This window comes from Aminobacter sp. P4_H6_2, from assembly GCF_056400805.1.
In genome coordinates, this window is the sequence record NZ_JBFUKO010000998.1 from 1 (window position 1) to 1221 (window position 1221).

Below are 1221 nucleotides of genomic sequence, written 5' to 3' on the forward strand. Positions count from 1 at the left end.
TTCGTCCTCAACGTCCCGCCGGGCTATCGTTCCGAGACTGTCAGCCATGAGGGCGAGGAAATCCTGTTCATTCTCGAGGGCTCGATTACCCAGCGCCTCGAGGACCAGGAGATGGAACTTTCGGCTGGCGACAGCCTGCATTTCCGCGGCAATAGTCCGCATTCATGGTCCAACGACACTGACAAGTTCGCGCGCATGCTCTGGACCGGCACCCTGCCGATGTTCAGGTCACGCACGGAGCATCCGGCCCTGCGCGGTTCAAGGGCCGACGAGACAACAATGGGAACCAAAAAGGAGAGAAAATGATGAAACTGTTCAAGGCCGCGCTGCTTGCTGCGGCGCTGGCGATGCCGATGACTCCTGGAATGAGCCTCGCGGCGACACCTGCGGGCGTGCTCGTGGTGGCGCAAAACATCGACGACATCGTCAGCATCGACCCGGCAGAGGCTTACGAATTCTCGTCGGGCGAATATGTCGCCCAGACCTATGATCGCCTGGTACAATATGATGCCGTCGACACCAAGACGCTGGCAGCTGGCCTCGCCAAGGAATGGACGGCTGACGACGCCAACAAGACCATCACCTTTACGCTGCGTGACGGCGTCAAGTTCACCTCCGGCAACCCGCTGCGCGCAGAAGACGTGGTCTATTCGTTCAAGCGCGTCATCGTGCTCAACAAGGCACCGGCCTTCATCCTGACCCAGCTCGGCTGGACCCCGGAAAACTTCGATTCCATGGTCAAGGCCGACGGCAACAAGGTCGTGCTCAAGTATGAGGGCGACTTCGCTTCGGCCTTCGTGCTCAACGTTCTCGCCGCCCGCCCGGCTTCCGTGGTCGACGCGGTGACGCTTCAGGCCAACGAAGCCAATGGCGACATGGGCAATGGCTGGCTGAAGTCCAACTCGGCCGGCACCGGCCCGTTCGTGCTCAAGGCTTTCCGCCCGGGCGAAATCATCAACCTCACCGCCAACCCGGACTATTTCAACGGCGCACCTGCGATCAAGGGCGTCATCATCCGCCACGTCGCGGAAGCCGCGACCCAGCAGCTGCTGCTGGAATCGGGTGACGTCGACATGGCCAAAAACCTGACGTCGGATCAGATCGCAACGATCGCCGGCAAGGACAAGCTGGTCACCGAGACCTATCCGCAGGCCGCCGTGCACTTCCTGAGCTTCAACCAGAAGGACGCTGCCCTGCAGCCGAAAGCCGTGTGGGATGCCG

At 61.2% G+C, this 1221-nt stretch carries 2 protein-coding genes; both read left to right on the forward strand.

Translation table 11 applies throughout. The features are described 5' to 3' along the window. The coding region (locus AC1DUU_RS32420; RefSeq protein ID WP_476787387.1) for a cupin domain-containing protein at window positions 1-306 on the forward strand (306 nt) is incomplete at its 5' end. After that, window positions 306-1221: ABC transporter substrate-binding protein (locus tag AC1DUU_RS32425; protein ID WP_476787388.1), on the forward strand; the 916-nt coding region annotated here is incomplete at its 3' end. The genes AC1DUU_RS32420 and AC1DUU_RS32425, both read left to right, overlap by 1 nt.